Here is a 24830-nt window from a genome sequence, read left to right on the forward strand (position 1 = left end):
CTAGGAGGCCGGGCAGTTCAGCGCCGCCTCCGCCCCCTGCGCCCCCTGCGCCCCCTGCGCCTGCTCCTCGCCGCGCAGGAACGCGAACACCACCACCGCCGTCAGCACCGTCACGGCCGCGAGCCCCAGCAGCAGCGTGGCGAAGGCATCGCCATACACCTGCAGCACCGCGGCGCGGTCCAGGCCCGGCAGCAGCGCGAGCGCCTGCTGCAGGCCGCCGGTCGTGACCTGCTGCGCGGCCTGCGACGCGGCCGACGATCCCGACACGCCCGGCAGGTGCGCCAGCCGCGACGCCACCAGCGCCGTCAGCGCCGCCCCCACCAGCGCGAGCGCGATGCCCTCGCCCGCCACGCGCACGGTGTTGAAGATGCCCGAGGCCATGCCCGCGCGCTCGCGCGGCACCACGCCGACCGCGAGGCCGTCCATCAGGCCCCAGGGCAGGCCGATGCCGCCGCCGATCAGCAGCAGGGGCAGCAGCAGTTCGCGCGGTGCCGCGCCCGGCGCACAGCGGCCCAGCGCGTACAAGCCAACGGCGCAGACCAGCAGCCCCACGGCCGAGATGGCACCGGCCGAGAAGCGGTGCGCGAGCCAGGCGGCCAGGGTCGGCACGACGAGGATCGGCCCCGACAGCGCGAGCATCAGCCGGCCGGTCTCGGCCACGTCGCGCCCCTCGAGCCCGACGAAGCGGATCGGCAGCAGCACCAGCAGCACGACGAAGGCATAGGCCGGCGCGCTCGCGAGCAGTTGCACGCCGACGAAGCGCGGATAGCGGAACAGCGTCAGGTCGAGCATCGGATGCGCGACGCGGCGCTCGATCGCGACGAAGACGACACCCAGCAGCACGGCGCCGGCCAGCGCGCCGATCACCCAGGGATTGCCCCAGCCGCTGTCGGGCGCCTGCAGCACGCCCAGCGTCAGCAGGCTCAGCGCGCCGGTGAAGCTCAGGGTGCCGGGCACGTCGAGGCCCATGGCCTGCGGATTGCGCGACTCGCGCATGCACGCCGCGCCGATGAGCAGCGCCGCCAGGCTCACGAGTGCGGGGCTCCACATCACGGCCTGCCAGCCGAAGCGCTCGCCGAGCCAGCCCGCGAGCAGCGCGCCCGAGGCCAGACCGGCGCCGAACGAGGTGCCGATCAGGCTGAAGGCGCGCGTGCGCGCCGCGCCGTCGAAGACCTGCGCCAGCGCGGCGGTGCCGGCGGCGAAGGCCGCGGCGGCACCGAGCCCCTGCGCGGCGCGCGCGAGGTCGAACCACACGATGCCCGGCGCGCACACCGCGAACAGGCTGCCGAGCAGGATCAGCAGCAGCCGGAGCACGAACACGCGCTTGCGCCCATAGGCATCGGCCAGCGCACCGGCCGCCATCAGCGTGCCGCCGAAGCTCAGCATGAAGGCATTGGTGACCCAGTTGAGCTGCACCGGGCTGCCGCCCAGCGCGGCATGGATCGCGGGCAGCGCCACGGCCGGGCCGGTGAAGCTCAGCGGCATGCCGATCGCGGCCAGGCAGACGGCGGCGAGCAGCCAGTACGGATGCGGCGCCGGGGAAGACGAAGACGCCGACGAAGACAAGGAAGAAGACATGGACACCCTTCACGCAGGACCAAAGACAGGGCCGGGCGGCGCCGGCCCGGAGACCCGGCCGACGCCCTCCTCGGCGTGAAGAGAAGATAAAAATGATTGAATGCAAAGAGAATGGGCGTATTGCTCCACTCACTCCCAACCTGAGGTTGCCAATCGATGGACAGTTTCAGCGGCCTCGAATCCTTCGTGCGGGCGGCCGACCTGCTGAGCTTCGCCAAGGCGGGGCGCCTGCTCGGCATCTCCGCCTCGGCGGTCGGCAAGAACGTGGCGCGGCTCGAGCAGCAGCTCGGGCTGCGGCTGTTCAACCGCACCACGCGCCAGGTGCGGCTCACGCAGGAAGGCGCGATGTTCCACGAGCGCTGCCGCCGCATCCTCGACGAGCTCGACGATGCGCGCGCGATGATGCAGGACGCCGTCGCCCAGCCGCGCGGCCGGCTGCGCGTGAGCCTGCCGACCATCGGCTACCGCTTCCTGCTGCCGATGCTGCCGGACTTCCAGGCCCGCTATCCGCAGATCGAGCTCGACCTCGACTTCAACGACCGGCTGGTCGACGTGATCGCCGAGGGCGTGGACGTGGCGATCCGCAGCGGCGAGCTGGTCGATTCGGGGCTGGTGGCGCGCAGGCTCGGGCCGTTCCGCTTTCTGCTGGTGGCCGCGCCGGCCTACCTCGCGCGCCATGGCGTGCCGCAGCAGCCGGCCGAGCTCGCCGGCCATGCCTGCCTGCGCTACAAGTTCGTCACCGGCACGCGCATCGAGGACTGGACCCTGCCGGGCCTGCCCGAGCGGCTGCCCTGCACGATGCTGTGCAACAACATGGAGGCCATGCTCGGCGCCGCCATCGCCGGGCTCGGCATCGGCTTCATGCCCGATTTCCTCGCGCGCGATGCGCTGGCGCGCGGCGAGCTGCAGCGCGTGCTCGCGCCCCACGTCACGCACCGCGGCCAGTTCTCGGCGCTGTGGCCGTCGAGCCGGCAGCTGTCGCCGAAGGTGCGGGCCTTCGTGGATTTCGCGGTCGAGCGGATGTTTCCGCCGCCGACCGACGAAGAGGTCAGGCGGGACTGACTCAGGCGGCCACCGCCGGCTCGGCTGGCACGGTCGCCACGGCCGACTCGGACACTGCGGCCGACGGCTCTTGCGCCAGATCGAACAGCGCGCCGATCCGCGCATTTCCGCCGATCGCCGCCAGCTCGCGGCTGCTCAGCGTGGTGCCCGCACCGCCCTCGAGCTGCGCGATCCGCACCGCGGCCTTCTCGCCGGCCGGCACCATGAAGGGCGAGTGCGTGGTGTAGACGATCTGCTGCGCGAAATCCTGCTCGAAGTGCGCGAGCAGGTCGGCCTGCGAGCGCGGATGCAGGTGCAGGCCGGGTTCGTCGAGCAGCAGCACGATGCCGCCGTCGCCTTGCGCGCTGCCTTCGCCGGCCTCGCCGCCCTCGTTGCGCAATCCCGCGAAGAAGGCCACGTGGAACGCGAAGAACCACTGGAAGCCGCGGCTGCGCTCGTCGAGCCCGACCTCGACCTCGTAGGCGCCGCCCGGGTCGGACACCAGCGTGTCGAACTCGTCGCCGTCGAGGTTGAAGCGCACCTTGAGCGGCCGGTCCTTCCACAGCCGGCGGATCTCGGCCGTCATCGCCGCGCCCGCGCGGTTCACGAGCTGGTTGCGCGTGGCCTGGTCGCCGCGCTCGTGCAGCGCATGCAGCTCGCGCGGATCGAGGCCCGCGGCGCGGCACAGGGTGCCGAAGCTGCGCTGCGCGCTCGAGAGATGGTCGCGCGCCTCGCTCGAGAGGTAGTCGGCGATGTTCTGGCGGCCCTGCAGCGCGGGGTACTCGTCGACGAACACGAAGCGCGGCAGCCGCTCGAGGATCCACGCCTTGGCGCGCGCGAGCGCGGGCCCGTCGCTGACGATCGACAGCGACAGCTCCTCGAGCTCGGTCACCATCTGCGCGGGCTTGTCGGCCAGCTCGGCACCGGCCGCGGCCAATGCCTGGCGCAGTGCGGCCAGCGCCAGCTGCGCACCCTCGGACCACTTGAGCAGGTCGGGGTTGAGGATCATCGCGCCATCGAAGGCATCGGCCGCCTGCTCGAGCGGCGCGCGCAGTTCGTCGACCAGCTTCTCGGCCGCGGCCTTCACGGCCGGCACGATCTTGCGGATCTTGCCCTTGGCATCGCCGACGTCGATCGACAGGTCACCCAGGCCCTCGAGGCCGGCCCAGCGCGCCGGGCCATAGCCGCGGCCCGCCGTCACGTGGCTCACGCCCGAGGCGCGCGGCAGCATGCGCACCAGCTCGGCCTGCTCCTGCGGCTCGAGGCGCCAGCGCGTGTGGACCACGGGCGTGTCGGCCGTGCACTCGCTCAGGCGGCGGTGGCGCGGAAAGTTCTTGATCGGGCTCAGCGCGCTCACCGGCCCCTCGGCCGGGTTCAGGCTGTGCAGCGCGCGCAGCAGGTTGGATTTGCCGGTGTCGTTGCGGCCGAGGATCGTGGTGATCCGGGAGAGTTCGATGGGACCGCTGTCGTTGATCGAGCGAAAGTGGGTGATCTGGAAGGACGCCAGGCGCATGCGGGAAAGTCGATTCACAAAAAAGCAGGGCCGGGGAATGTAGTGCACTCCCGGCCCCTTTCCGATCCGCGCGCGAAAAAAATCGGCGCGATGCCTTGCTGGCGGCTCAGCTCATTCGGCCGCGCGCCGCAGCGTCTCGACCACCGGCCGGCGCAGCACCTCGCGCAGCCCCCACCAGCCCGCGCCCAGCGCGAGCACCGCACCGGCGAGTGCACCCGCCACCGGCACGAGCGGCGAGGCGGTCCAGGTGAACTCGAACACGAAGCGCGCCAGGCCCCAGCCGATCACCGAGGCCACGATGCTCGCGAGGAAGCCGGCAAGCAATCCCACGCCCGCGAGCTCGGCGCGCTGCACCTGGCGCAGCAGGCTGGCGCGCGCGCCCACCGCGCGCATCACGGCGAATTCGCGCGCGCGCTCCTCGCGCGTGGCGGTGACGGCCGCGAACAGCACCACCAGCCCGGCCGCGAGCGTGAAGCCGAACAGGAACTCCACCGCGCGGATCACCTGGTCGAGCACCGTCTGCACCTGGTTGATGGTGGCGCTCATGTCGACGTTGGTCACGTTCGGGAAGGCACGCACCAGCGCGTTGTCGAAGCCCTTGGTCTCCGGTGCGCGGAAGGCGCCCATGTAGGTGGTCGGCACGTCGGGCAGCGAGGGCACCGTGTACATCACGAAGAAGTTGGCGTGCAGCGAGCCCCAGTCGACCTTGCGCAGCGAGGTGATGCGCGCGTCGTTCTGCATGCCGCCGATGTCGAAGCGCAGGCGGTCGCCGAGCTTCAGGCCCAGCGTCTCGGCCAGGCCTTCCTCCACGCTCGCCTCGCCCTGCGCGCCGGGCGTCCAGCGGCCGGCCACGATGCTGTTGTGCGCGGGCGCCTCGGTGCTGTTGCTGAGGTTGAACTCGCGGTCCACCAGCCGCTTGGCGCGGTCCTCGGTGTAGTCGTCGGGCGTCACGGGCTTGTCGTTGATCGCGATCAGGCGGCCGCGGATCATCGGGTACCAGTCGAACTTGTCGACGCCGCCGCCGCGCAGCGCCTTCTGGAAGGCCTCGCTCTGGTCGGGCATCACGTTGATGACGAAGCGGTTCGGCGCATCGGGCGGCGTGGCCTTGCGCCAGCTCGCCACCAGGTCGGTGCGCAGCAGCACCAGCAGCACCAGCGCCAGCAGGCCGACCGCGAGCGCGCTGACCTGCACCACCGCATAGGCCGGCCGCGCCGAGATCTGCCGCGTGGCCAGCACCAGCCAGCGCGGCGCGGTGGTCTCGTTGACGCTGCGCCGCAGCAGCTTGACCGCGAGCCAGCTCAGCAGCGCGAACACCGCCACCGCGCCCGCGAAGCCGCCGACCGCGATCAGGCCCAGCTTGATGTCGCTGCTGGCCGCCATCAGCAGCGCCGCGAAGCCCGCCACGCCGATGCCCAGCACCGCCAGCGAGGCCGGCTTGAGCCCGCCCACGTCGCGCCGGATCACGCGCAGCGGCGGCACGCGCGCGAGCTGCAGCACCGGCGGCAGCCCGAAAGCGAACAGCAGCGTGAGGCCCATGCCGAGGCCGAAGGCCGCGGGCCACAGCGTGGCCGAGGGCAGCGCGGTCTCGACCAGGCCCGCCAGCAGCAGCACGAACACGTAGTGCACGCCGAAGCCGATCGCCACGCCCAGCGCGCTGGCCACCAGCCCGACCACCGCGAACTCGAAGGCATAGGCCCAGGCGATGGTGCGCTGGCTCTGGCCCAGCACGCGCAGCATCGCGCAGTCGTCGAGGTGGTTGGCCGCGAAGCCGCGCGCGGCCAGCGCCACCGCCACGGCCGACAGCAGTGCCGCCAGCAGCGCCACCAGGCTCAGGAATTTCTCGGCGCGGTCCAGCGTCTGGCGCATCTCGGGCCGGCCGCTCTCGAAGGAGTCGAGCCGCACGCCGCGCAGCTCGCCCTGCTTGATCTGGGCCTCGGACCAGTCGACGAAGCGCTTCACCGCCGCATCGGGCCCCGCCACCGCGAGCCGGTAGCCCACGCGGCTGGCCGGCTGCACGAGGCCGGTACGCGGCACGTCGGCCTGGTTGAGCATCACGCGCGGCGAGAAGCTCATGAAGCCCGCGCCGCGATCGGGCTCGAGCGTGATGACGCGGCCGACGCGCAGGCCGGTGTCGCCCAGCAGCAGCGTGTCGCCGACCTTGAGCGCCAGCGAGTCGAGCAGCGAGGCATCGACCCAGACCTCGCCCGGTGCCGGCACGTCGCGCGTGACCGCGCCCGGCGCGCCCAGGGCCGTGGCGGTCTGCACGTTGCCGCGCAGCGGATAGCCCTCGGCCACCGCCTTCAGCGCCACCAGCTTGCTCGCGCCGCCCTGCGCATCGTCGGCCCGCGCCATGGTCGGAAAGCCATAAGTGCCCGCGGACTGCAGCCCCAGCGAGCGCGCCTGCGCCACGAAGGCCTCGGGCGTCGGGTTGTCGCTGACGATGACCGCGTCGCCGCCCAGCAGCTGGCGCGCGTCGCGCTTCAGGCCGCCCTGCAACCGGTCGGCGAAGAAGCCGACGGCCGTGAGCGCGGCCACGGCCAGCAGCACGGCGACGATCAACAGGCGCAGCTCGCCGGCGCGCAGGTCGCGCCAGAGCGTGCGCCAACCCAGGCGGAGGGAGGCGTTCATGGGCGCGACGATAGCCCAGCGGGCGCCCGGGCGGCGGGTTCGAGGGTTATTGCCCCGTCACCACCCGCAGCGACGGCGGACCCGCCTCCATGCCGCCGATCACCGCCGCCTGCGCGAAACCCTCGCGCCTGAAGATCTCGAGCACCGCATCGACCGCTTCGGGCGCGCAGCTCACCAGCAGGCCGCCCGAGGTCTGGGGATCGCTGAGCAGCGCCTGCGCGGTCGGCGGCAGGCCGGCGGCGAGCTCGACCTCGGCGCCGTAGCCGGCCCAGTTGCGGCCCGAGGCGCCCGTGACGAAGCCCTCGGCGGCCATGGCCTGGACCTGGTCGAGCAGCGGCACCTTCGACCATTCGACGACGGCCGAGAGCTTCGCGCCGCGCGCGAGCTCGAGCGCATGGCCCGCGAGGCCGAAGCCCGTGACGTCGGTCAGCGCATGCACGCCCTCGAGCGCCGAGAGCGCGATGCCGGGGGTGTTGAGCTTCGTCGTGTTCTCGATCAGCTGGCGATAGCCGGTCTCGGACAGCTGCTCCTTCTTGAGCGCGGCCGAGAGCACGCCCACGCCCAGCGGCTTGCCGAGCACCAGCACGTCGCCCGCCTTCGCGTCGGCATTGCGTCGCACGCGCTCGGGATGCACGAGGCCCATGGCGACCAGGCCGTAGATCGGCTCGACCGAATCGATCGTGTGGCCGCCTGCGATCGGAATGCCGGCGGCGCGGCAGACGTCCTGGCCGCCGCGCACGATCTCGGCGATCACTTCCACCGGCAACTGGTTGATCGGCATCGCGAGGATGGCCAGCGCCATGATCGGCCGCCCGCCCATGGCGTAGACGTCGCTGATGGCATTGGTGGCCGCGATGCGCCCGAATTCGTAGGGATCGTCCACGATGGGCATGAAGAAATCGGTGGTGGCGATCAGCGCCTGCTCGTCGTTGAGCCTGTAGACTGCCGCGTCGTCGGCGGTCTCGATGCCCACCATGAGCTCAGGCGGAATCAGTCCCCCCGCATGGTTCTTGAGAATTTGCGACAGCACCCCGGGTGCGATCTTGCAACCGCAGCCGCCACCATGCGAGAAGCTGGTGAGCCGCAGCGGCGCCAGCGGATTCAGGGGCCTGGAAGATGCAGCATCGGTCATGGCAACGCGTCGGTGAATGAGACAAGGCGAGATTATCGAAGCCTCGACCGCGACCCGCCCGCGCCCCGCTGACGACCCACTTCGATTCACCAAAGGCCACACCCATGAAAACTCCCGCTCGCATCGCCCTTGCGCTCACGCTCTCCCTCGCCGCCGTCGGCGCCTTCGCGCAGGGCGTGCTGCGCGTCTCGGCCATTCCCGACGAGGCGCCGACCGAGCTGCAGCGCAAGTTCACGCCACTGGGCGACTACCTCAAGAAGGAAACCGGCATGGAGGTGCAGTTCACGCCCGTGACCGACTATGCCGCCGTGGTCGAGGGCCTGGCGACGAACAAGATCGACCTCGCCTGGCTCGGCGGCTTCACCTTCGTGCAGGCGCGCATCCGCACCAACGGCGGCGCGGTGCCGATCGTGCAGCGCGCCGAGGACGAGGTCTTCACCAGCAAGTTCATCGTGCCGCTGGACAGCAGCGCGAAGACGCTCGCGGACCTCAAGGGCAAGACCTTCGCGTTCGGCGCGCCCTCCTCCACCTCGGGCAGCCTGATGCCGCGCTACTTCCTGCTGCAGGCCGGCATCAACCCCGAGAAGGACTTCAAGACGGTCGCGTTCTCGGGCGCGCACGACGCCACCGTGGCCTTCGTGGCCGCCTCGCGCGCCGAGGCCGGCGTGCTCAACGCCTCGGTGTGGGACAAGCTGGTGGAAGCCAAGAACCCGAACGCGCTCAAGGTGCGCGTGCTCGCGACCACGCCGACCTACTACGACTACAACTGGACCGTGCGCCCGGGCCTCGACGCGGCGCTCACGAAGAAGCTCACCGACGCCTTCCTCAAGCTCGATCCGGCCAACCCGGCGCACAAGGAGATCATGGCGCTGCAGCGCGCGAGCAAGTTCATCCCGACCAAGTCGTCGAACTACGACGGCATCGAGACTGCGGGCAAATCGGCCGGCCTGATCAAGTAAACAAGACAGAGGAACAGCGCGCATGGGTTTCTCGCTCGACGGCGTGGGCGTGGTGCACCCCAACGGCCAGCGCGCGCTGGCCGGCGTGAAGCTCGCGGCGCGCGACGGCGAGCGCTTCGCGGTCATCGGGCCCTCGGGCGCGGGCAAGACCACGCTGCTGCGCGTGCTCGGGGCCGCGCTGCGTCCCGGCGAGGGCGAGGTGCAAACACTCGACGCGCGACCCTGGCAGTTGCCGGCCGGTGCGCTGAAGCAATTGCGCGCGCGCATCGCCACCGTGCACCAGGCACCGCCGATCGCGCCGCGGCTGCGCGTGGTCACGGCCGTGCTCGCGGGCCGGCTGGGCCAGTGGTCGAGCTGGCGCGCACTGGCCTCGCTGCTCCATCCTTCCGACATGGCCGGCGCGCACGAGGTGCTGGCGCGCCTGTCGCTCGAGGACCGCCTGTTCGAGCGCTGCGACCGGCTCTCGGGCGGGCAGCTGCAGCGCGTGGGCATCGCGCGCGCGCTCTACCAGCGGCCGGCGCTGCTGCTGGCCGACGAGCCCGTCTCCGCGCTCGACCCCACGCTGGCCGATGCCGCCGTGGGCCAGCTGGTCGCGCAGAGCGAGAGCACGGGCGCCACGCTGGTTGCGTCGCTGCATGCGGTGGACCTGGCGCTGCGCTGGTTTCCGCGCGTGGTCGGCATGCGCAACGGGCAGCTGATGTTCGACCTGCCGACCGCCGAGCTCACGCCCGCGCTGCTCGATGCGCTCTATGCCAGCGAGGGCGGCGTGGCCTTGCAGCGCGCGCCGCAACACGCCGCAGCCGAGGCGGCCGAGGCGGCCTTCCAGCGGCCGGGCTGCGCTTGAGCGCGAGCGCCATCCACCGCGATCCGCAGGCGCGGCGCCGGCTCGGCTTCGGGCTCGCCGCGCTGGTCGTCGCGTGGCCGATGCTGACGCTGGCCGAGTTCAAGCCGTGGGCGCTGTTCGGCAGCGGCAACCTCGCGGTCATCGGCGGCTTTCTCGCGGGCTTCCTTCCGCCCGATGGCTCGCCCGCCTTTCTCGCGCTGCTCGCCAAGGCCACGCTCGAGACGCTGGCCATGGCCACGGCCGGCACCGCGCTCGCGCTGCTGATCGGCGCACCGCTGGCCTTCGTGACGACGCGCGCGCTGTCGATCTCGCGCATCGGCCCCGGCCCGGGCCGCGTGCGCGCGGGCATCGTGCGGCAGGCGGCGCGCTGGCTGCTGATGGTGCTGCGCGCGATCCCCGAGATCGTCTGGGCGCTGCTGTTCGTGCGCGCGCTGGGCCTCGGTCCCGCGGCCGGCGTGCTGGCGCTGGCCATCACCTATGGCGGCATGCTCGGCAAGGTCTACGCCGAGATCCTCGAATCGACCGACACCCGCCCCGCGCGCGCGCTGCTCGAGGCCGGCAGCGGCCGGCTCGCGGCGCTCTGCTATGGCCTCTTGCCGCACACGGCGCAGGAGCTGGCCTCGTACACCGTGTACCGCTGGGAGTGCGCGGTGCGCGCCTCGGTGGTGATGGGCTTCGTCGGCGCGGGCGGGCTGGGCCAGCTGATGGACCAGTCGATGAAGATGCTCAACGGCGGCGAGGCCAGCAGCATCCTGCTGGTGTTCCTGCTGCTGGTGCTGCTGGCGGACGTGCTGAGCAACGCGCTGCGCAGGCTGCTCGCATGAACCTGCCGCCGCGTCCTCCGCCCTGCGTGCGCTGCCGGATCGCGCTGCTGCTGATCGCGGCGGCGGTGGTCGCGAGCTTCGTCTACCTCGGCATCGACTACCGCGCGCTGGGCTCGACCGAGTCGCTCGCGCTCATGGGCAAGTTCATCGCCGAGTTCTTCCCGCCCGACCTCTCGGGCGGCTTCCTCGCCAAGGTCGGCCATGGCGCGCTGCAGACGCTCGCGGTGTCGGCGCTCGGCACGGTGCTCGCGGCGCTGGCGGGCGCCCTGCTCGCGCTGCCCGCTTCCGGCCGCGCCGGCTGGCTGCCGCGCCACGCCGCGCGCTTCATCCTCAACCTGCTGCGCAGCGTGCCCGAGCTGGTCTGGGCCGCGCTGATGGTGCTGGCCGCGGGCATCGGGCCCTTCGCGGGCGCGCTCGCGCTGGCGCTGCACACCACGGGCGTGCTGGGCCGCCTGTTCGCCGAGGCGCTCGAGAACGCGCCGCGCGAGCCCGAGCACGCGCTGACGCTCTCGGGCGCCGGCCCGGTCGCGGCCTTCAGCTACGCCAGCCTGCCGATCGTGCTGCCGCAGTGGGTGGCCTACACGCTCTACCGCTGGGAGATGAACATCCGCATGGCCGCGGTGCTGGGCTTCGTGGGCGGCGGCGGGCTCGGTCAGCTGCTGTACTTCCACCTCTCGATCTTCCAGCAGCAGCAGGCGATGACGGTGCTGCTCGCGATGTTCGTGCTGGTCACGCTGGTGGACTTCGCGAGCGCTCGCTTGCGCCGGGGCCTCGGTCCCGCCTATGCCTGAAGCCGCGGGGCGACAATCGGGGGCATGAGGTTCCCGCCATGAGTCACCGCCAGCCCGTGCGGGTCGTCGACCGCCACGCCTTCGACACGATCATCGATGCCCGTTCGCCGGCCGAGTTCGCGCTCGACCGCATCCCGGGCGCCATCAACTGCCCCGTGCTCGACGACGAGGAGCGCCGCATCGTCGGCACCGTCTACGTGCAGACCGGCGCCTTCGAGGCGCGCCGCATCGGCGGCGCGATGGTCGCGGCCAACATCGCGCGGCACCTGCGCGACACGCTGGCCGACCGGCCCGAGAAGTGGAAGCCGCTGGTCTACTGCTGGCGCGGCGGCATGCGCAGCGGCTCGATGGTGACCTGGCTGCGGCTGGTGGGCTGGGACGCGCAGCAGCTCGCGGGCGGCTACAAGAGCTTCCGGCGCCACGTGATCTCGCAGCTCGATGCGCTGACGCCGCGGCTCGACCTGCGCGTGGTCTGCGGCGCCACCGGCAGCGCCAAGACCCGCGTGCTGCATGCGCTGGCCGCGCGCGGCGAGCAGGTGCTCGACCTCGAGGACTTCGCGCACCACAAGGGCTCGCTGCTGGGTTCGCTGCCGGGCGTGGCGCAACCCTCGCAGAAGCATTTCGAGACCCGCATCGCGACGGTGCTCGAAGGCATCGACCTGCAGCGCCCGCTGTACGTCGAGGGCGAGAGCATCCGCATCGGCCGGCTCTCGCTGCCGCTGTCCCTGGTGGCGAAGATGCGCGCCGCGCCCTGCATCGAGGTGGTGGCCACGCCCGAGGCGCGGCTGGCCTACCTGCTGCGCGACTACGCCTACCTCGGCGACGACCGCGCGGCGCTGGCCGGCCAGCTCGGCCTGCTCAAGGAACTGCAGGGCAAGGAGACGGTGGCGCGCTGGCAGCAGTGGGCGCACGAGGCGCAGCTGCCGCTGCTCTTCGCCGAGCTGATGGCGCTGCACTACGACCCCCACTACGAGAAGTCGCAGGAGCGCCACTTCAAGACCTGGGCCACCCGGCGCCGCGTGGCCGCGGCCGACCTCGGCGATCAGGGCATCGAGGCGCTGGCCGACGCGGTGCGCGCGCTCGAGGGCGGCGCCAGCCCGTCGGCATAGAGCACGCCGCGCGGCGCGCGGCACAGCCCCCACAGCCGCAGCCCGCTGAGCTCGGCCATGCGCACGCCCATCGCGGTCGGCGCCGAGATGGTGGCCATGGCCGCGATGCCGAGCCGCGCGCACTTGCGCACCAGCTCGTGACTGCCGCGGCTCGACAGCACCACGAAGCCCGGCTCGCCGAGCCGCCCGGTGCGCGCGAGCCGGCCCAGCAGCTTATCGAGCGCGTTGTGGCGGCCCACGTCCTCGAGCACCTCGACCAGTTCGCCCTCGAGCGTGGCCCAGCCCGCGGCATGGATCGCGCCGGCGCTGGCATTGAGCAGCTGGCGCGCGGGCAGCGCCGCGAAGGCGCGCAGCACGGTGGGCAGGTCGATGCGCGCGAGCCAGTCGTGCGCGGGCAGCCGTTCGGACGCGAGGTCGAGCGCGGCGAAGCTCTCGACGCCGCAGACGCCGCAGCCGGTGCGGCCCGCGAGGCTGCGCCGGCGGCCCTTGAGCCGCTCGAAGGCGCGCGTGGAGATCTCGAGCCGCACCTCCACGCCGGGCATGCCCTCGGGCAGGCCGGCATCGTGCGCATCGACCGCCTCGACCTCGATGCCGCGGCAGTCGTCGGCGCTGTCGAGGATGCCCTCGCTGAGCGCGAAGCCCAGCGCGAAGTCCTCGAGCTCCTGCGGCGTGGCCATCATCACGGCATGCGAGATGCCGTTGAACACCAGCGCCACCGGCACCTCCGCCGCCAGCGTGTCCTCGCGCGCGATGCCGGCGGGCGGCGCGCCGGCCTCGCCGTAGACGCGCACGCCCAGGCGCGAGATCGAGGGCAGCGGTGCGAGTTCGGTGTCGGTGGACATGGCGCGGAAGCGAAGGGGGTGGGCGCCTATTGTGGGCCTGCCCGCCGCGGCGGGCCAGGCGTTCAGGCGGCGGGCGCGTCGCTGACGAGGGATTCGGCCAGCGCGCGGCCGGCGTCGCTCAGGCGCGCCAGCCAGCGCTCGCCGTCGCGCTCGACCGCGACCCAGCCCGGCCCCGGCACGCCGCCGAGGGCCGCGTCGCCCATCAGCGCGAGCTGGCGCATCAGCACGCTCGCGCCCTGGCCCAGCCGCTTGCCCAGGCGCGGCAGCGAGACGCTCTCCAGGCCCTCGGCCTCGAACTCGGCCAGCGCGAGCAGGATCGCGGCGGGCAGCGGCAGGGCGTCGTTCGTTGCGTCGGACATGGCGCGCGCGAGGCTCAGGCCGCGACCTCTTCGCCCGTGACCGAGGCCGGGCCTTCCTCGGCCTGCGCGAGATGCGCCACCAGCATCACGGGAATCGACTTCGAGGTCGGCGTGCCCGCGTTCTCGGCCACCGAAGACAGCGGCACCAGCGGATTGGTCTCGGGGTAGTAGGCCGCGAGATTGCCGCGCGGGATGTCGTAGGCCACCAGCTTGAAGCGGTCGGCGCGCCGCTCCTGGCCGTCGTCCCACACCGTGAGGATGTCGACCCAGTCGCCGTCCTTGAAGCCCAGCGCGCGGATGTCCTCGGCATGGATGAACACCACGCGGCGCTGGCCGAACACGCCGCGGTAGCGGTCGTCCATGCCGTAGATGGTGGTGTTGTACTGGTCGTGCGAACGCGTGGTCAGCAGGGTGAAGACCTTCGCGTCGCCCTTGCGGCCGTGGCGCGCGCGGGCGCGGTGCACCGGCGTGTCGGTCGGCACGGCATGGGTGAAGAACACGGCCTTGTGCTGCGGCGTGTTCCACACGCGCTCGCTCGCGGTGTTGCGCAGGCGAAAGCCGCCGGGCGTGGCGACGCGCGTGTTGAAGTCCGCGAAGTCGTCGAACACGGCCTCGATCTTGTCGCGGATGCGCGCGTAGTCCTCGATCATCCAGAGCCACGGCGTGCGGCTGCGCGCACCGAGCGTGGCGGCCGCGAGGCGCGCGACGATGGCGGGCTCCGACAGCAGCTGCTCCGAGGCCGGCGGGTTGATGCCCATCGAGATGTGCACCATGCTCATCGAGTCCTCCACCGTCACGCCCTGCGCGCCGGCGGCCTGCATGTCGATCTCGGTGCGGCCCAGGCAGGGCAGGATCAGCGCCTCGCGCCCGTGCACCACGTGGCTGCGGTTGAGCTTGGTCGCGACGTGCACCGTCAGGTCGCACTGGCGCAGGCCCTTCCAGGTCTGGTAGGTGTCGGGCGTGGCGGCCGCGAAGTTGCCGCCGAGCGCGAAGAACACGCGGCCCTTGCCGTCGAGCATGGCCTGGATCGCCTCCACGGTGTCGAAGCCGTTCTCGCGCGGCGGCTCGAAGCCGAACACCTGCTGCAGCCGGTCGAGCAGCGCGGCCGGCGGCTTCTCCCAGATGCCCATGGTGCGGTCGCCCTGCACGTTGCTGTGGCCGCGCACCGGGCAGGCGCCCGCGCCCTCGCGGCCCATGTGGCCGCACAGCATCAGCAGGTTGACGATCATCTGAATCGTGGCCACCGAATGCTGGTGCTGCGTGATGCCCATGCCCCAGCAGGCGATGACGCGTTTGGCGCCCAGGTAGACCTCGGCCGCGGCACGGATGTCGGCCTCGGACAGGCCCGACTCCTGTTCGAGCAGCTCCCACGACTCGGCGCGCAGGTCGGCCGCCAGCGCCTCGAAGCCGGTGGTGTGGGTGGCGATGAACTCGCGGTCGAGCAGCGAGGCGCCGCTGGCGGCGATGCTTCGGTCGTCGCGCTCGACGACGTGCTTCATCATGCCCTTGAGGGCTGCGAAGTCGCCGCCCACGCGCAGCTGGTAGTAGTGGGTGCTGATCGGCGTGGAGCCCAGCGTGGCCATCTCGAGCTTGCTCTGCGGATCCTGGAAGCGCTCGAGGCCGCGTTCGCGCAGCGGGTTGAAGCTCACGATGCGCGCGCCGCGCTTCGAGGCCGCGCGCAGCTCGCCGAGCATGCGCGGATGGTTGGTGCCGGGGTTCTGGCCGAAGATGAAGATCGCGTCGGCCTTGTCGAAGTCGTCGAGCGTGACCGTGCCCTTGCCCACGCCGATCTGCGGCCGCATGCCGCTGCCGCTGGGCTCGTGGCACATGTTCGAGCAATCGGGGAAGTTGTTGGTGCCGTACTCGCGCACGAACAGCTGGTAGAGGAAGGCGGCCTCGTTGCTGGCGCGGCCCGAGGTGTAGAAGATGGCCTGGTTGGGATCGGGCAGCGCGTTCAGATGGCGCGCGATCAGTTCGAAGGCCGCGTCCCATTCGATCGGGCGGTATCTGTCGCTCGCGCGGTCGTAGACCATCGGGTGCGTGAGCCGGCCCTGGTCCTCGAGCCAGAAGTCGCTCTGCTGCATCAGCTCGGCCACCGTGTGCTTCGCGAACAGCTCGGGACCGGCGCGGCGCGCGGTGGCCTCGGCCGCCACGGCCTTCACGCCGTTCTCGCAGAACTCGAAGGTCGAGGCATGGTTGCGGTCGGGCCAGGCGCAGCCCGGGCAGTCGAAGCCGTCGGGCTGGTTGGCCGACAGCAAGGTCTTCGCGCCCTTGAGGGGAATGTCCTGCCGCAGCAGCGTGTTCTTCACGCTGCGCAACGCGCCCCAGCCGCCCGCGGGGCCCTTGTAGAACTCGATCTTCTGTTCGCCGATATCGCCAATGCTCATGCGACCGAGTGTTCGCCGCGCGCGCCGGGAGCGTCAAATTGAATCGGGACATGCTCCGATTCAAAACGGAAATGACGGGGCCCGCGCCGGGCCGGTTCAGCCCGCAGCGCGCGGCGCCAGCAGCTCCTCGACGAAGCCGATGAAGGCGCGCACCTTGGCGGCCGGCAGGTGGCGCGAGGGATAGAGCACGTGCAGCGAGAAGCGCTCGTCGGGCCAGTCGGGAAAGAGGTCGACCAGTTGCCCGGCGTCGAGCAGTTCCTGGATGCCCAGCGCCTTGATCTGCGCGATGCCCGCGCCCGCGACGCAGGCGCCGAGGATGGTGCCGGGATCGGTCAGCAGCAGCCGGCCCGCGGTCGGCACCTCGATGGACTTGCGGCCGCGCCGGAATTCCCAGGCGAAGGGCTGGCCGGTCAGCGGATCGCGCACCTGGATGCAGACATGCCGGGCGAGTTCGGCCGGCTTCGCGGGCCGGCCATGGCGCGCGAGGTAACCGGGCGCGGCCACGGTCGCGACGCGGGTCTCGATCAGCTTGCGCGCCACCAGCGAGGAGGCGGGCGGCGTGCCGAAGCGCAGCGCGATGTCGAAGCCCTCGCCCACGAGGTCGCCGAGCTGGTCGCGCGCGATGAGCTCGAGCGAGAGCTGCGGATGCCGCTCGACGAAGCGGTGGATGTGCGGCGCCAGCAGCAGCCGCGAGGTGAAGGCGTCGACGTTGACGCGCAGCCGGCCCTGCACCGCGCCCGCGGAGCCGCTGGCGCGCGTCACCGCGTCCTCGATCCCGAGCACCAGCGGATTGATGCTGGCGTAGAGCTCGCGGCCCTCGTCGGTCAGGCCCAGCGAGCGCGTGGTGCGGTCGAGCAGCCGCACGCCGATGCGCGCCTCGAGCCGCGCGATGGCCCGGCTCACGCCCGAGGGCGTGACGCCCAGCGCATCGGCCGCCTTGGCGAAGCTGCCGCTGTCGACGACGGCAGCCAGCACGCTGACGTTGGAAAGCAGTCGTCCATCGAGGGCCATGGGTTCATCCGTGATTTGGAGTCACGAATGATATGAGCTGCCCGGCATTTACTCAAAGGCTTGCGATTCCTAGCATTCACCCCGTCGCATTCGTTCAAGGAGAAATCACATGCATGCCATCACTGGAATCACGGGCAAGGTCGGCGGCGCCGCCGCGCGCGCCCTGCTCGCTTCGGGCCAGAAAGTCCGCGCCGTCGTGCGCGATGCCGACAAGGCCCGGCCCTGGGCCGCGCTCGGTTGCGAGGTCGCCGTCGCCGAGATGGAGGACGCCGACGCGCTGGCGCGCGCCTTCGCCGATTGCACCGGCGTGTTCGTGCTGCCGCCGCCGTGCTTCGATCCGCTGCCGGGCTTTCCCGAGGCGCGCGCGGTCATCGCGGCCGTGCGCCAGGCGCTCGAGGCGGCGCGGCCCGCGCGCGTGGTCTGCCTCTCGACCGTCGGCGCGCAGGCCACGCAGCCGAACCTGCTGAGCCAGCGCTCGCTGATGGAGGAAAGCTTGTCGCCCCTGCCGCTGCCGCTCGCGCTGCTGCGGCCGGCCTGGTTCCTCGACAACCTGGCCTGGGACGTGGCACCGGCGCGCGAGCGCGGCGTGCTGCCCGGCTTCCTGCAGCCGCTCGATCGGCCGGTGCCGATGGTCTCGACGCTCGACGTGGGCCGCGTGGCCGCCGAGCTGCTTCAGGAGGACTGGCAGGGCCGGCGCGTGGTCGAGCTCGAGGGCCCGGCGCGCGTGACGCAGCACGAGATCGCCGCCACCTTCGCGCGCGTGCTCGGCCGGCCGGTGCAAGCCGAGGCCGTGCCGCGCCAGACCTGGGGCGCGCTGTTCCGCGAACAGGGCATGCGCGACCCGGTGCCGCGCATCCAGATGCTCGACGGCTTCAACGAGGGCTGGATCGCGTTCGAGGGCGACGATGCCTCGGTGCGCAAGGGGCGCGTGACGCTCGAGGAGGTGGTGCGCCAGCTCGTGGCCGGCTGAGCCAGCTCAGGCGCCCGGCGCGTCCTGCATCAGCAGCCCGCGCAGCTTGCTGCGCAGCGGCGTGTCCTCGACGACCGGCACGCCCGCCGCCTCGCGCAGCGAGAGCTCGCGGCTCTCGGCGGTGTGCAGGTCGATCTCGCGCACCACCTGGCCGTCCTTGTAGACGAAGGCCACGTCGGCCAGCGCGAGCACGTCCTCGATGTCGTGCGTGATCATCAGCACCGGGATGCCCCAGGCGCGGCGCACCTCGGCGAGCTCCTCGCGCAGCTCGGCGCGCAGCATCGGGTTGAGCGCGGCGAAGGGCTCGTCGAGCAGCAGCACCTGCGGCCGGCAGGCCAGCGCGCGCGCCAGCGCCACGCGCTGCTGCTGGCCGCCCGAGAGCTTCTGCGGCCGGCTGTCGGCCAGCGCGGCCAGGCCGAAACGATCGAGCAGCGATTGCACGTTGTCGGCCTCCTCGCTCGGCAGGCGCCGGCGGCGCCAGGAGGTCAGGCCGAAGGCCACGTTCTCGCGCACCGAGAGGTGCGGGAACAGCGCGTAGTTCTGGAACAGGTAGCCCACGCGCCGCTCGGGGGCCGGCACGTCGATGCCGCCGGCGGCGTCGTAGAGCGTGCGGCCGTCGAGCCGCACGTGGCCGCCCGCGGGGCGCAGCAGGCCGGCGATGGCCTGCAGGGTCAGCGACTTGCCGGCCCCCGAGGGACCGTAGAGCGCGGCGAAGGGAACGTCGGTCGAGAAGCGCGCGGCCAGGTCGAAGCGGCGGCTGCCGTCGGTGACCGTGAGCTTCAGATCGACATCAATCATGGTTTGCCGAAACCATAGCGCGTGAGCACCTCCTGTGCCGCGTCGCTCGAGAGGAAATCGATGAAATCCTTGGCCACGGCCTTCTGCTTGCTCTCGGCCACCACGGCGATCGGGTAGGTCACGGGGCTGTTGCCGCTGGGCGTGAGCACGATCTTGACCTTGTCGCCCATCACGGCCGCGTCGGTGCGGTAGACGAAGCCGGCCTCGACCTCGCCGCGGCCCACGTAGTCGAGCACCTGGCGCACGCTGTCGGCCTGCACGAACTTGGGCTCGAGCGTGGTCCAGAGGTTGGCGGCGGCTAGCACCTGCTTGGTGTAGCGGCCGACCGGCACGGTGGCGGTCTTGCCCACGGCGATCTTCTTCACGGCCGGGCCGGCCAGGTCCTGCAGGCTCTTGACGCCCACGCCGTCCTTCGACGGCTCGATCAGCACCAGGCTGTTGCTGACGAAGTTCTTGCGCGTGTCGGTGTCGATGTGCTTCTGCTCGACGCCGCGGTTCATGGTCTCCTGGTCCGCGCTCGCGAACACGTCGACCGGCGCGCCCTGGCCGATCTGCTGCAGCAGCACGCCCGAGGCGGCGAAGTTGAAGCGCACCGTGGTGCCGGCCTTGGCGGCTTCGAACTTGGGACCGATCTCCTTGAAGGCATCGGTCAGGCTGGCCGCGGCCGAGACGGTGATCTGCTGCGCGGCGGCCCCGATCGGAATCGCCAGGGCGAGGACGGAAGCGAGGGCGAGGGACGACAAGGCGCGGATGGAACGCATGCGAAGCTCCTGGATGAATCAGCGAAGGGAAAAGAAACGGTTGGACAGCACCAGCACCGTGATCGACAGCAGCGAGGTCACGATCACCAGCAGCAGCGCGAGGTCGTCGTGGCCGGCCTGCACGGCGTCGTAGATCGCCATCGACAGGGTCTGGGTCTGTTGCGGAATCGAGCCGGCCACCATCAGCGAGGCGCCGAATTCGCCCATGGCGCGCGCGAACGCCAGCAGCGTGCCGGCCAGGATGCCGGGCCAGGCCAGCGGCAGGGTGACGCGCACGAACACCGAGAAGCGCGACTGCCGCAAGGTGCTGGCCGCGGCCTCGAGCGAGCGGTCGACGCCCGCGAAGGCGGCGCTGGCCGACTTGAGCACCAGCGGCAGCGCGACCACGGCCGAGGCCACCACGGCGCCGTGCCAGCTGAAGATGATGGTGTAGTCGAAGTGCTCGCGCAGCCAGGCGCCGAGCGGGCTGCGCCGGCCCGCCACCACCAGGATGCCGTAGCCGATGACCGTGGGCGGCAGCACCAGCGGCAGCATGAACACCGCCTCGAGCACGCTGTGGCCCCAGAAGCGCTTGCGCGCGAACAGCCAGCCCAGCGCCAGCCCGACGACCAGCGCGAGCAGCGTCGCCACGCTGGCGACCTGGATCGACAGCACCAGCGGATGCCAGTCGGTCTGCGTGATGAGCGATTGCGTCGTGTTCATGAAGATACGGCGCAATTGTTGCATGACGCGCCGGCGCGGCTCGGCGATGGAACAAGGGTTCCAGGTGTTATTAGGGTAAATCCAGTGTGCATCGGGGGTGCGAAGGGTGCACATCCAGGGGCTCCTCCATATACTGGCAGATACAGCGTCGAAGACCTTCCACCCCCGGGGCCGCGGCGCGAGATCCACCCCATGTCCCACGAGGACCCCGACCGACCGCCGACCATGCGCGCCTCAGCCCACGACACCGTTGTCCGCTCGATCTCCGGCCGGCCCGAGCTGCGCCAGGTGACGCAGGTCCAGGAATGGCGCGTCGAGCGCACGCTCGACGACGACGGCGGCGTGGTGCTGTCGATCGTGGCGCCGGGCGGCGAGAGCCAGTCCTTCCTGGTCGGCCAGGCCGACGCGCACGACATCGGCGAGGTGCTGCGCCGCAAGGCCGCCTGGGTCGAGCGGCTCGAACACGGGGAACCGCAGCGCTGACCATGAGGTGGCGCCACATGACGGGTGCCGAGCGCATCCTCGAAGTGCTGCTGACGCGGCGTTCGGTCTCGCCGCGCCGGCTGCGGCCGCCCGGTCCCAATCCCGAGGAACTCGACGGTCTGCTGCAGGCCGGCCTGCGCGCGCCCGACCATGGCGCGCTGCACCCCTGGCGCGTGATCGAGTTCAGGCCCGCGAGCCGCGAGGCGCTGGCCGACTGCTTCGAACAGGAGAAGCTGCGCCGCGATCCGCTCGCGAGCCCGGTCGACCTGCGCCGCGCGCGCGAACATGCGACCCGGCCGCCGCTGTTGCTGGCCTTCGTGGTCTCGCCGCGCCCGCGCAGCCAGGTGCCCGCGCGCGAGCAGTGGCTCAGTGCCGGCGCGGCGCTCGGCAACATCCTGAGCGCGGCGCACCAGCTCGGCTACGGCGCGATCGTGCTGAGCGGCGAGCGCTGCTTCGACGAGACGCTGGCACGCCAGCTCGGCGTGCAGCCCGGCGAGGAACTGGTCGGCTTCATCAGCGTGGGCACGATCGCGGAAGCACCGCCGCAGCCGCGCGAGACGCTGTCGCAGAACGTGTGGTCGTGCTGGCAGGGCGAGGCGCCGTGGGTGGCGTCGCCCGGCGCGCTGCCGCCGCCGGAAGCCGGCTAGCGCATCCGGTCGTCGGAGCGGGTCTCGGGCAAGCGCTCGAGCCGCGCGCCGAACCAGCCCACGCGCTCGGTCTCGCGCACGTCGAAGCGCGGCACGTAGGGCTTGATGTCGAGCACCGGCGTGCCGTCCATCATGTCGTTGCCGCTGAAGTGCAGGATGCGGCCCTCCACCGCCGTGAGCCGCACGATCGACAGCCCGAGCCGGTTGGGCCGCGCGGGCGCGCGGGTGGCGAAGACGCCGTGCGAGGCATCGTCGAGGAAGGGCACGACCTCGAGCTTCTCGTTCTCGCAGGCATGCAGCCGCGTGATCAGGATCAGGTAGTCGAAGCCCTCGATGTCGCGCAGCCCCGGCGCGAATTCGGGATGGACCTCGACGCGGCCCGTCTCCTCGGGCGCGCCCGCGGTCTGGATCGGCATGCCGGTGGCCTCGGTGAAGCGGCTGCGCACCACGCCCACGGGGCGCAGCACGATCTCGTCGCGCGCTTCGGCGCTCATGGCGCGAGCAGCCGCGTGAGCGCGCGGATGTCGGCGGCCGTGGCCAGCCGCGCGGCATTCTCGATCGCGCGGTAGTGCTTGACGATCTCCTCGCCCACGGGCGTGAGCGCGGTGCCGCCGCCATGCGAGCCGCCGGCGGCGGTGTTCACCGCGGGCGAGCTCAGCGCATGGTTCATCTCGTCGATCAGCATCCAGGCGCGCCGGTACGACATGCCCAGGAGCCGGGCCGCGCCCGAGATCGAGCCGGTCTCGGCCACGGCCTCGAGCACGGCGATCTTGCCGGGGCCGATGGCGATGACGTCGTCGCGGTAGACGCGCAGGCGGAACTGGACTTTGGATTTCATGGCGGACGGAAAAAGCGCGGACGTGGGCGAGAAGGGTAAACGATGCGGCGACCGGGCCGGCCGCCGGATTACCCGATGGCGCGGCCTCGCCCGTCGAAGTCGTCATGTCAGAATGAACACAGCGCCAGGGCCGACCCACGCCGGCCCGCTATCGGATGAGGAATCGAACCATGCGCCCCCTGTCCCTCGAAGCCCGCGGCAGCACCACGCGCCGGCTGCTCGGCATCGCCGCGATCGTCGCCCTGCTCGCGGGCTGCGCCGGCACGCCGCCCACCGCACCGGCCGCGGCCACGGGCCATGGTCCCTCGGCCAGCGACGAGGCCTCGCCGGCCTTCACGGTCTCGGGGGCGGTGCACAAGCGCGCGCGCTTCGACCTCGCCGAGCTGCGCGCCATGCCCGCGACCACGCTCACGGTCGGTGCCGACACCTACACGGGCGTGAGCCTGTGGTCGCTGCTCAACGATCCCGCGGTCGGGTTGCAGGCCGATGCGCGCGTGCGCAACCCGCTGCTGTCGATGTACGTGGTGGCCATCGGCAGCGACGGCTACCGCGCGGTGGTGTCGCTGGGGGAGATGTCGCCGGAGTTCGGCAACAGGACGGCGCTCTTGGCCTATGCGCGCAACGGCACGCCGCTGGGCCGCAACGGCGCGGCGCGCCTGGTGGTGGCCGGCGACCAGAAGCCGGGCCGCTCGGTGGCGCGGCTGGCCGCGATCGAGGTGTTCGCGGCGCAGCCTTCGGGGCGCTGACGATGAGACCGGGGCCGCGGGCCCCGGCGGGGGTTCAGTGGAAGAACTTGGCCGCGCTGATCAGCGTCTTGTAGACGCCCCAGGCCAGCGGAATGCCCACCGCCGCCCAGGCCAGCACCACGACCGCCGGGCTCACCGTGTCGGCACGGCCCGAGCCCTCGCCCACTTCGGAGGCCGCGGCCTTCTCGTGCGCGAGCTTCTTCTCGATGGCGAGTTCGGCGTCGCTCATGAAGTGCTTGTCGGCCACCGGGCGCACCAGCAGGTTGGCGATGAAGCCGATCACCAGCATGCCCACGAGGATGTACATGGTCTGGTTGTAGACCTGCTCGCGCGGCAGGCCCAGGCCGAGCTGGTATTCGCGCATGTAGTTCACGACCACCGGGCCGAGGATGCCGGCCGTGGCCCAGGCCGTCAGCAGGCGGCCATGGATGGCGCCCACGAACTGGGTGCCGAACAGGTCGGCCAGGTAGGCCGGCACCGTGGCGAAGCCGCCGCCGTACATCGAGACGATGACGCAGCACGCGCCCACGAACAGCAGCTTGCTGCCCGCGCCGGCCGACGAGGGGATGCTCGCGTAGAGCACCGCGCCGAGCACGAAGAACACGGTGTAGGTGAGCTTGCGGCCGAGCTTGTCGGACAGGCTGGCCCAGACGAAGCGCCCGCCGATGTTGAACAGCGACAGCAGCGCGGTGAAGCCGCCGGCCACGACCGCGATGGCCGCGAGCTGGGTCTTGTCGAGTTCGCCGAACTTGGCCGGCAGGTCGATCAGCGCACCGCCGAACACTTCCTGCAGCATCGGCGAGGAGATGCCGATCACGCCGATGCCGGCGCTCACGTTCATGCACAGCACCAGCCACACGAGCCAGAACTGCGGAATGCCCCAGACCTTCTTCACGTGCACGTGGCGCTGCGTGATCATGGCGTTGCTGGTCTGCGCGGGCGGCGGCGTCCAGCCGGCCGGCTTCCAGCCCGTGGGCGGCACGCGGTAGCCGAGCGCGCCGGCCATCATGAAGACGAAGTAGCCGATCGCCATCACGACGAAGGTCTGCATCACGCCGACGTCGTGGGCGTCCGAGAAGCGCTTCATGAGGTCGACCGCGAGCGGCGAACCGATCATCGCGCCGCCGCCGAAGCCCATGATGGCCATGCCGGTGGCCATGCCGCGGCGGTCGGGGAACCACTTGATCAGCGTGCTGACCGGCGAGATATAGCCCAGGCCCAGCCCGATGCCGCCGATGACGCCCGAGCCGAGGATCATGAGCCAGAACTGGTGCAGGTGGATGCCCAGCGCCGACAGCAGCATGCCGCCGCACCAGCACAGGGCCGACACCACGCCGGCCTTGCGCGGACCCGCGCGTTCGAGCCAGCCGCCCCACAGGGCCGCCGAGCAGCCGAGGAAGACGAAGAACAGGGTGTACATCCAGCCCAGCGTGGCCACGCGCCAGTCGCAGTGGGTGGCGAACAGCTCGGCGAAGAAGCTCATGTCGCGCGCGCAGGCCTGGGCGCCGGTGCCGGCGGTGGCGAGCGCCTTCGACAGCGGCAGCCAGAACACCGAGAAGCCATAGGCCATGCCGATGCACAGGTGGATGGCCAATGCTGCAGGCGGGACCAGCCAGCGGTTGTAGCCGGGGCCGGCGATGATGCGTTCCTTGTCGAGGAAGCCGGGCGCTGCGCCCGAGCCTTGGATGCGATCTCCCTCGAGAACGCCTGCAGTTGAACCTGCCATAACACTCCTTGTTGCCGGATCTTTGAAACGAACTGTTGGATTTCCGGCGGCGGGAGTGTGGTCGGCGAGCGGTGCGCCGTCAAATTCGATCGGCGCATGGGCCGATTCAAGAACTAAATGGGGCCACCGCCCCTCCTGTCG

General features: G+C 71.5%; 24 protein-coding genes. 10 read left to right on the forward strand and 14 right to left on the reverse strand.

Annotated elements, in window-relative coordinates; genetic code table 11:
• Positions 1-1578 carry an MFS transporter gene (locus R0232_RS28160; protein WP_431510221.1) on the reverse strand — a complete coding sequence of 526 codons (1578 nt, stop codon included), beginning with the start codon at positions 1576-1578 and terminating at the stop codon, positions 1-3.
• Between the two features lie 156 nt (positions 1579-1734).
• On the opposite strand from R0232_RS28160, the gene R0232_RS28165 reads away from it, so the two are divergent.
• A complete protein-coding gene (locus R0232_RS28165) occupies positions 1735-2640 on the forward strand; it encodes a LysR family transcriptional regulator (protein WP_431510222.1) in 906 nt (301 codons plus the stop codon).
• 1 nt (position 2641) lies between these two features.
• Here R0232_RS28165 and R0232_RS28170 read toward each other — a convergent pair whose 3' ends face one another.
• From R0232_RS28170 to selD, 3 genes are all read right to left on the reverse strand, one after another.
• Positions 2642-4132, reverse strand: a complete 1491-nt coding sequence (locus R0232_RS28170) for an AAA family ATPase (protein ID WP_431510223.1) — start codon at positions 4130-4132, stop codon at positions 2642-2644.
• 111 nt (positions 4133-4243) lie between these two features.
• Positions 4244-6760 (reverse strand): ABC transporter permease, encoded by a 2517-nt coding sequence (locus tag R0232_RS28175; RefSeq protein WP_431510224.1) that lies wholly within the window; start codon positions 6758-6760, stop codon positions 4244-4246.
• Between the two features lie 46 nt (positions 6761-6806).
• Positions 6807-7892: a selenide, water dikinase SelD gene (gene selD, locus R0232_RS28180; protein ID WP_431510225.1), complete on the reverse strand. Its 1086-nt coding sequence runs from the start codon at positions 7890-7892 to the stop codon at positions 6807-6809.
• Positions 7893-7996: 104 nt separating this feature from the next.
• Here selD and R0232_RS28185 point away from each other — a divergent pair, with 104 nt between their 5' ends.
• Genes R0232_RS28185 through mnmH form a run of 5 tightly spaced genes read left to right on the forward strand, consistent with a single transcriptional unit; the run spans position 7997 to position 12419 of the window.
• Positions 7997-8851, forward strand: a complete 855-nt coding sequence (locus R0232_RS28185; RefSeq protein WP_208510281.1) for a putative selenate ABC transporter substrate-binding protein — start codon at positions 7997-7999, stop codon at positions 8849-8851.
• Between the two features lie 22 nt (positions 8852-8873).
• Positions 8874-9695, forward strand: coding sequence for a phosphonate ABC transporter ATP-binding protein (locus R0232_RS28190; RefSeq protein WP_431510226.1), 822 nt, complete (start codon positions 8874-8876; stop codon positions 9693-9695).
• Complete coding sequence (locus R0232_RS28195) at positions 9692-10519, forward strand: PhnE/PtxC family ABC transporter permease (protein ID WP_431510227.1); 828 nt, start codon at positions 9692-9694, stop codon at positions 10517-10519. Before R0232_RS28190 ends, R0232_RS28195 begins: the two co-directional genes overlap by 4 nt.
• Positions 10516-11310 (forward strand): phosphonate ABC transporter, permease protein PhnE, encoded by a 795-nt coding sequence (gene phnE, locus R0232_RS28200; protein ID WP_431510228.1) that lies wholly within the window; start codon positions 10516-10518, stop codon positions 11308-11310. The genes R0232_RS28195 and phnE overlap by 4 nt, the downstream gene beginning before the upstream one ends.
• A 38-nt stretch (positions 11311-11348) precedes the next feature.
• A complete protein-coding gene (gene mnmH / locus R0232_RS28205) occupies positions 11349-12419 on the forward strand; it encodes a tRNA 2-selenouridine(34) synthase MnmH (protein ID WP_431510229.1) in 1071 nt (356 codons plus the stop codon).
• Here mnmH and fdhD read toward each other — a convergent pair.
• The 4 genes from fdhD to R0232_RS28225 all read right to left on the reverse strand — a co-directional run bounded on the left by fdhD (position 12353) and on the right by R0232_RS28225 (position 17018).
• Positions 12353-13261, reverse strand: coding sequence for a formate dehydrogenase accessory sulfurtransferase FdhD (gene fdhD, locus R0232_RS28210; RefSeq protein WP_296778841.1), 909 nt, complete (start codon positions 13259-13261; stop codon positions 12353-12355). The genes mnmH and fdhD overlap by 67 nt on opposite strands.
• Positions 13262-13323: 62 nt before the next feature.
• The gene (locus tag R0232_RS28215) at positions 13324-13620 is read right to left on the reverse strand and encodes a hypothetical protein (protein WP_431510230.1); all 297 of its coding nucleotides are present in this window, start codon (positions 13618-13620) and stop codon (positions 13324-13326) included.
• 14 nt (positions 13621-13634) lie between these two features.
• A complete protein-coding gene (locus R0232_RS28220; RefSeq protein WP_431512933.1) occupies positions 13635-15992 on the reverse strand; it encodes an FdhF/YdeP family oxidoreductase in 2358 nt (785 codons plus the stop codon).
• 111 nt (positions 15993-16103) lie between these two features.
• On the reverse strand, positions 16104-17018 hold the full coding sequence (locus tag R0232_RS28225; RefSeq protein WP_208509243.1) for a LysR family transcriptional regulator: 915 nt from the start codon (positions 17016-17018) through the stop codon (positions 16104-16106).
• A 109-nt stretch (positions 17019-17127) separates the two neighbouring features.
• Between R0232_RS28225 and R0232_RS28230 the strand changes: the two genes are divergently transcribed.
• Positions 17128-17988 (forward strand): NAD(P)H-binding protein, encoded by an 861-nt coding sequence (locus R0232_RS28230; protein WP_431510231.1) that lies wholly within the window; start codon positions 17128-17130, stop codon positions 17986-17988.
• 6 nt (positions 17989-17994) lie between these two features.
• On the opposite strand, the gene R0232_RS28235 is transcribed toward R0232_RS28230, so the two are convergent.
• Genes R0232_RS28235 through modB form a run of 3 tightly spaced genes read right to left on the reverse strand, consistent with a single transcriptional unit; the run spans position 17995 to position 20249 of the window.
• Positions 17995-18786: an ABC transporter ATP-binding protein gene (locus R0232_RS28235; protein ID WP_431510232.1), complete on the reverse strand. Its 792-nt coding sequence runs from the start codon at positions 18784-18786 to the stop codon at positions 17995-17997.
• Positions 18783-19547: a molybdate ABC transporter substrate-binding protein gene (modA, locus tag R0232_RS28240; protein ID WP_431510233.1), complete on the reverse strand. Its 765-nt coding sequence runs from the start codon at positions 19545-19547 to the stop codon at positions 18783-18785. The genes R0232_RS28235 and modA overlap by 4 nt, the downstream gene beginning before the upstream one ends.
• Before the next feature lie 18 nt (positions 19548-19565).
• A complete protein-coding gene (gene modB / locus R0232_RS28245; protein ID WP_208509246.1) occupies positions 19566-20249 on the reverse strand; it encodes a molybdate ABC transporter permease subunit in 684 nt (227 codons plus the stop codon).
• A 192-nt stretch (positions 20250-20441) separates the two neighbouring features.
• Here modB and R0232_RS28250 point away from each other — a divergent pair, with 192 nt between their 5' ends.
• Both R0232_RS28250 and R0232_RS28255 read left to right on the forward strand, forming a co-directional pair.
• On the forward strand, positions 20442-20732 hold the full coding sequence (locus tag R0232_RS28250; protein WP_256222344.1) for a hypothetical protein: 291 nt from the start codon (positions 20442-20444) through the stop codon (positions 20730-20732).
• Between the two features lie 2 nt (positions 20733-20734).
• The gene (locus tag R0232_RS28255; RefSeq protein ID WP_431510234.1) at positions 20735-21379 is read left to right on the forward strand and encodes a nitroreductase family protein; all 645 of its coding nucleotides are present in this window, start codon (positions 20735-20737) and stop codon (positions 21377-21379) included.
• On the opposite strand, the gene tsaA is transcribed toward R0232_RS28255, so the two are convergent.
• Both tsaA and R0232_RS28265 read right to left on the reverse strand, forming a co-directional pair.
• On the reverse strand, positions 21376-21873 hold the full coding sequence (tsaA, locus tag R0232_RS28260; protein WP_093340905.1) for a tRNA (N6-threonylcarbamoyladenosine(37)-N6)-methyltransferase TrmO: 498 nt from the start codon (positions 21871-21873) through the stop codon (positions 21376-21378). The two genes, R0232_RS28255 and tsaA, sit on opposite strands and share 4 nt — an antisense overlap.
• Positions 21870-22217 carry a winged helix-turn-helix domain-containing protein gene (locus tag R0232_RS28265; protein WP_057592932.1) on the reverse strand — a complete coding sequence of 116 codons (348 nt, stop codon included), beginning with the start codon at positions 22215-22217 and terminating at the stop codon, positions 21870-21872. Before R0232_RS28265 ends, tsaA begins: the two co-directional genes overlap by 4 nt.
• 170 nt (positions 22218-22387) lie before the next feature.
• Between R0232_RS28265 and R0232_RS28270 the strand changes: the two genes are divergently transcribed.
• On the forward strand, positions 22388-22963 hold the full coding sequence (locus tag R0232_RS28270; protein WP_208509249.1) for a hypothetical protein: 576 nt from the start codon (positions 22388-22390) through the stop codon (positions 22961-22963).
• 34 nt (positions 22964-22997) lie between these two features.
• Here R0232_RS28270 and R0232_RS28275 read toward each other — a convergent pair whose 3' ends face one another.
• On the reverse strand, positions 22998-24689 hold the full coding sequence (locus R0232_RS28275) for an OFA family MFS transporter (RefSeq protein ID WP_431510235.1): 1692 nt from the start codon (positions 24687-24689) through the stop codon (positions 22998-23000).
• Positions 24690-24830: the final 141 nt, after the last annotated feature.

It is taken from the genome of Variovorax sp. DAIF25 (genome assembly GCF_050711835.1).
Lineage (GTDB): Bacteria > Pseudomonadota > Gammaproteobacteria > Burkholderiales > Burkholderiaceae_C > Variovorax.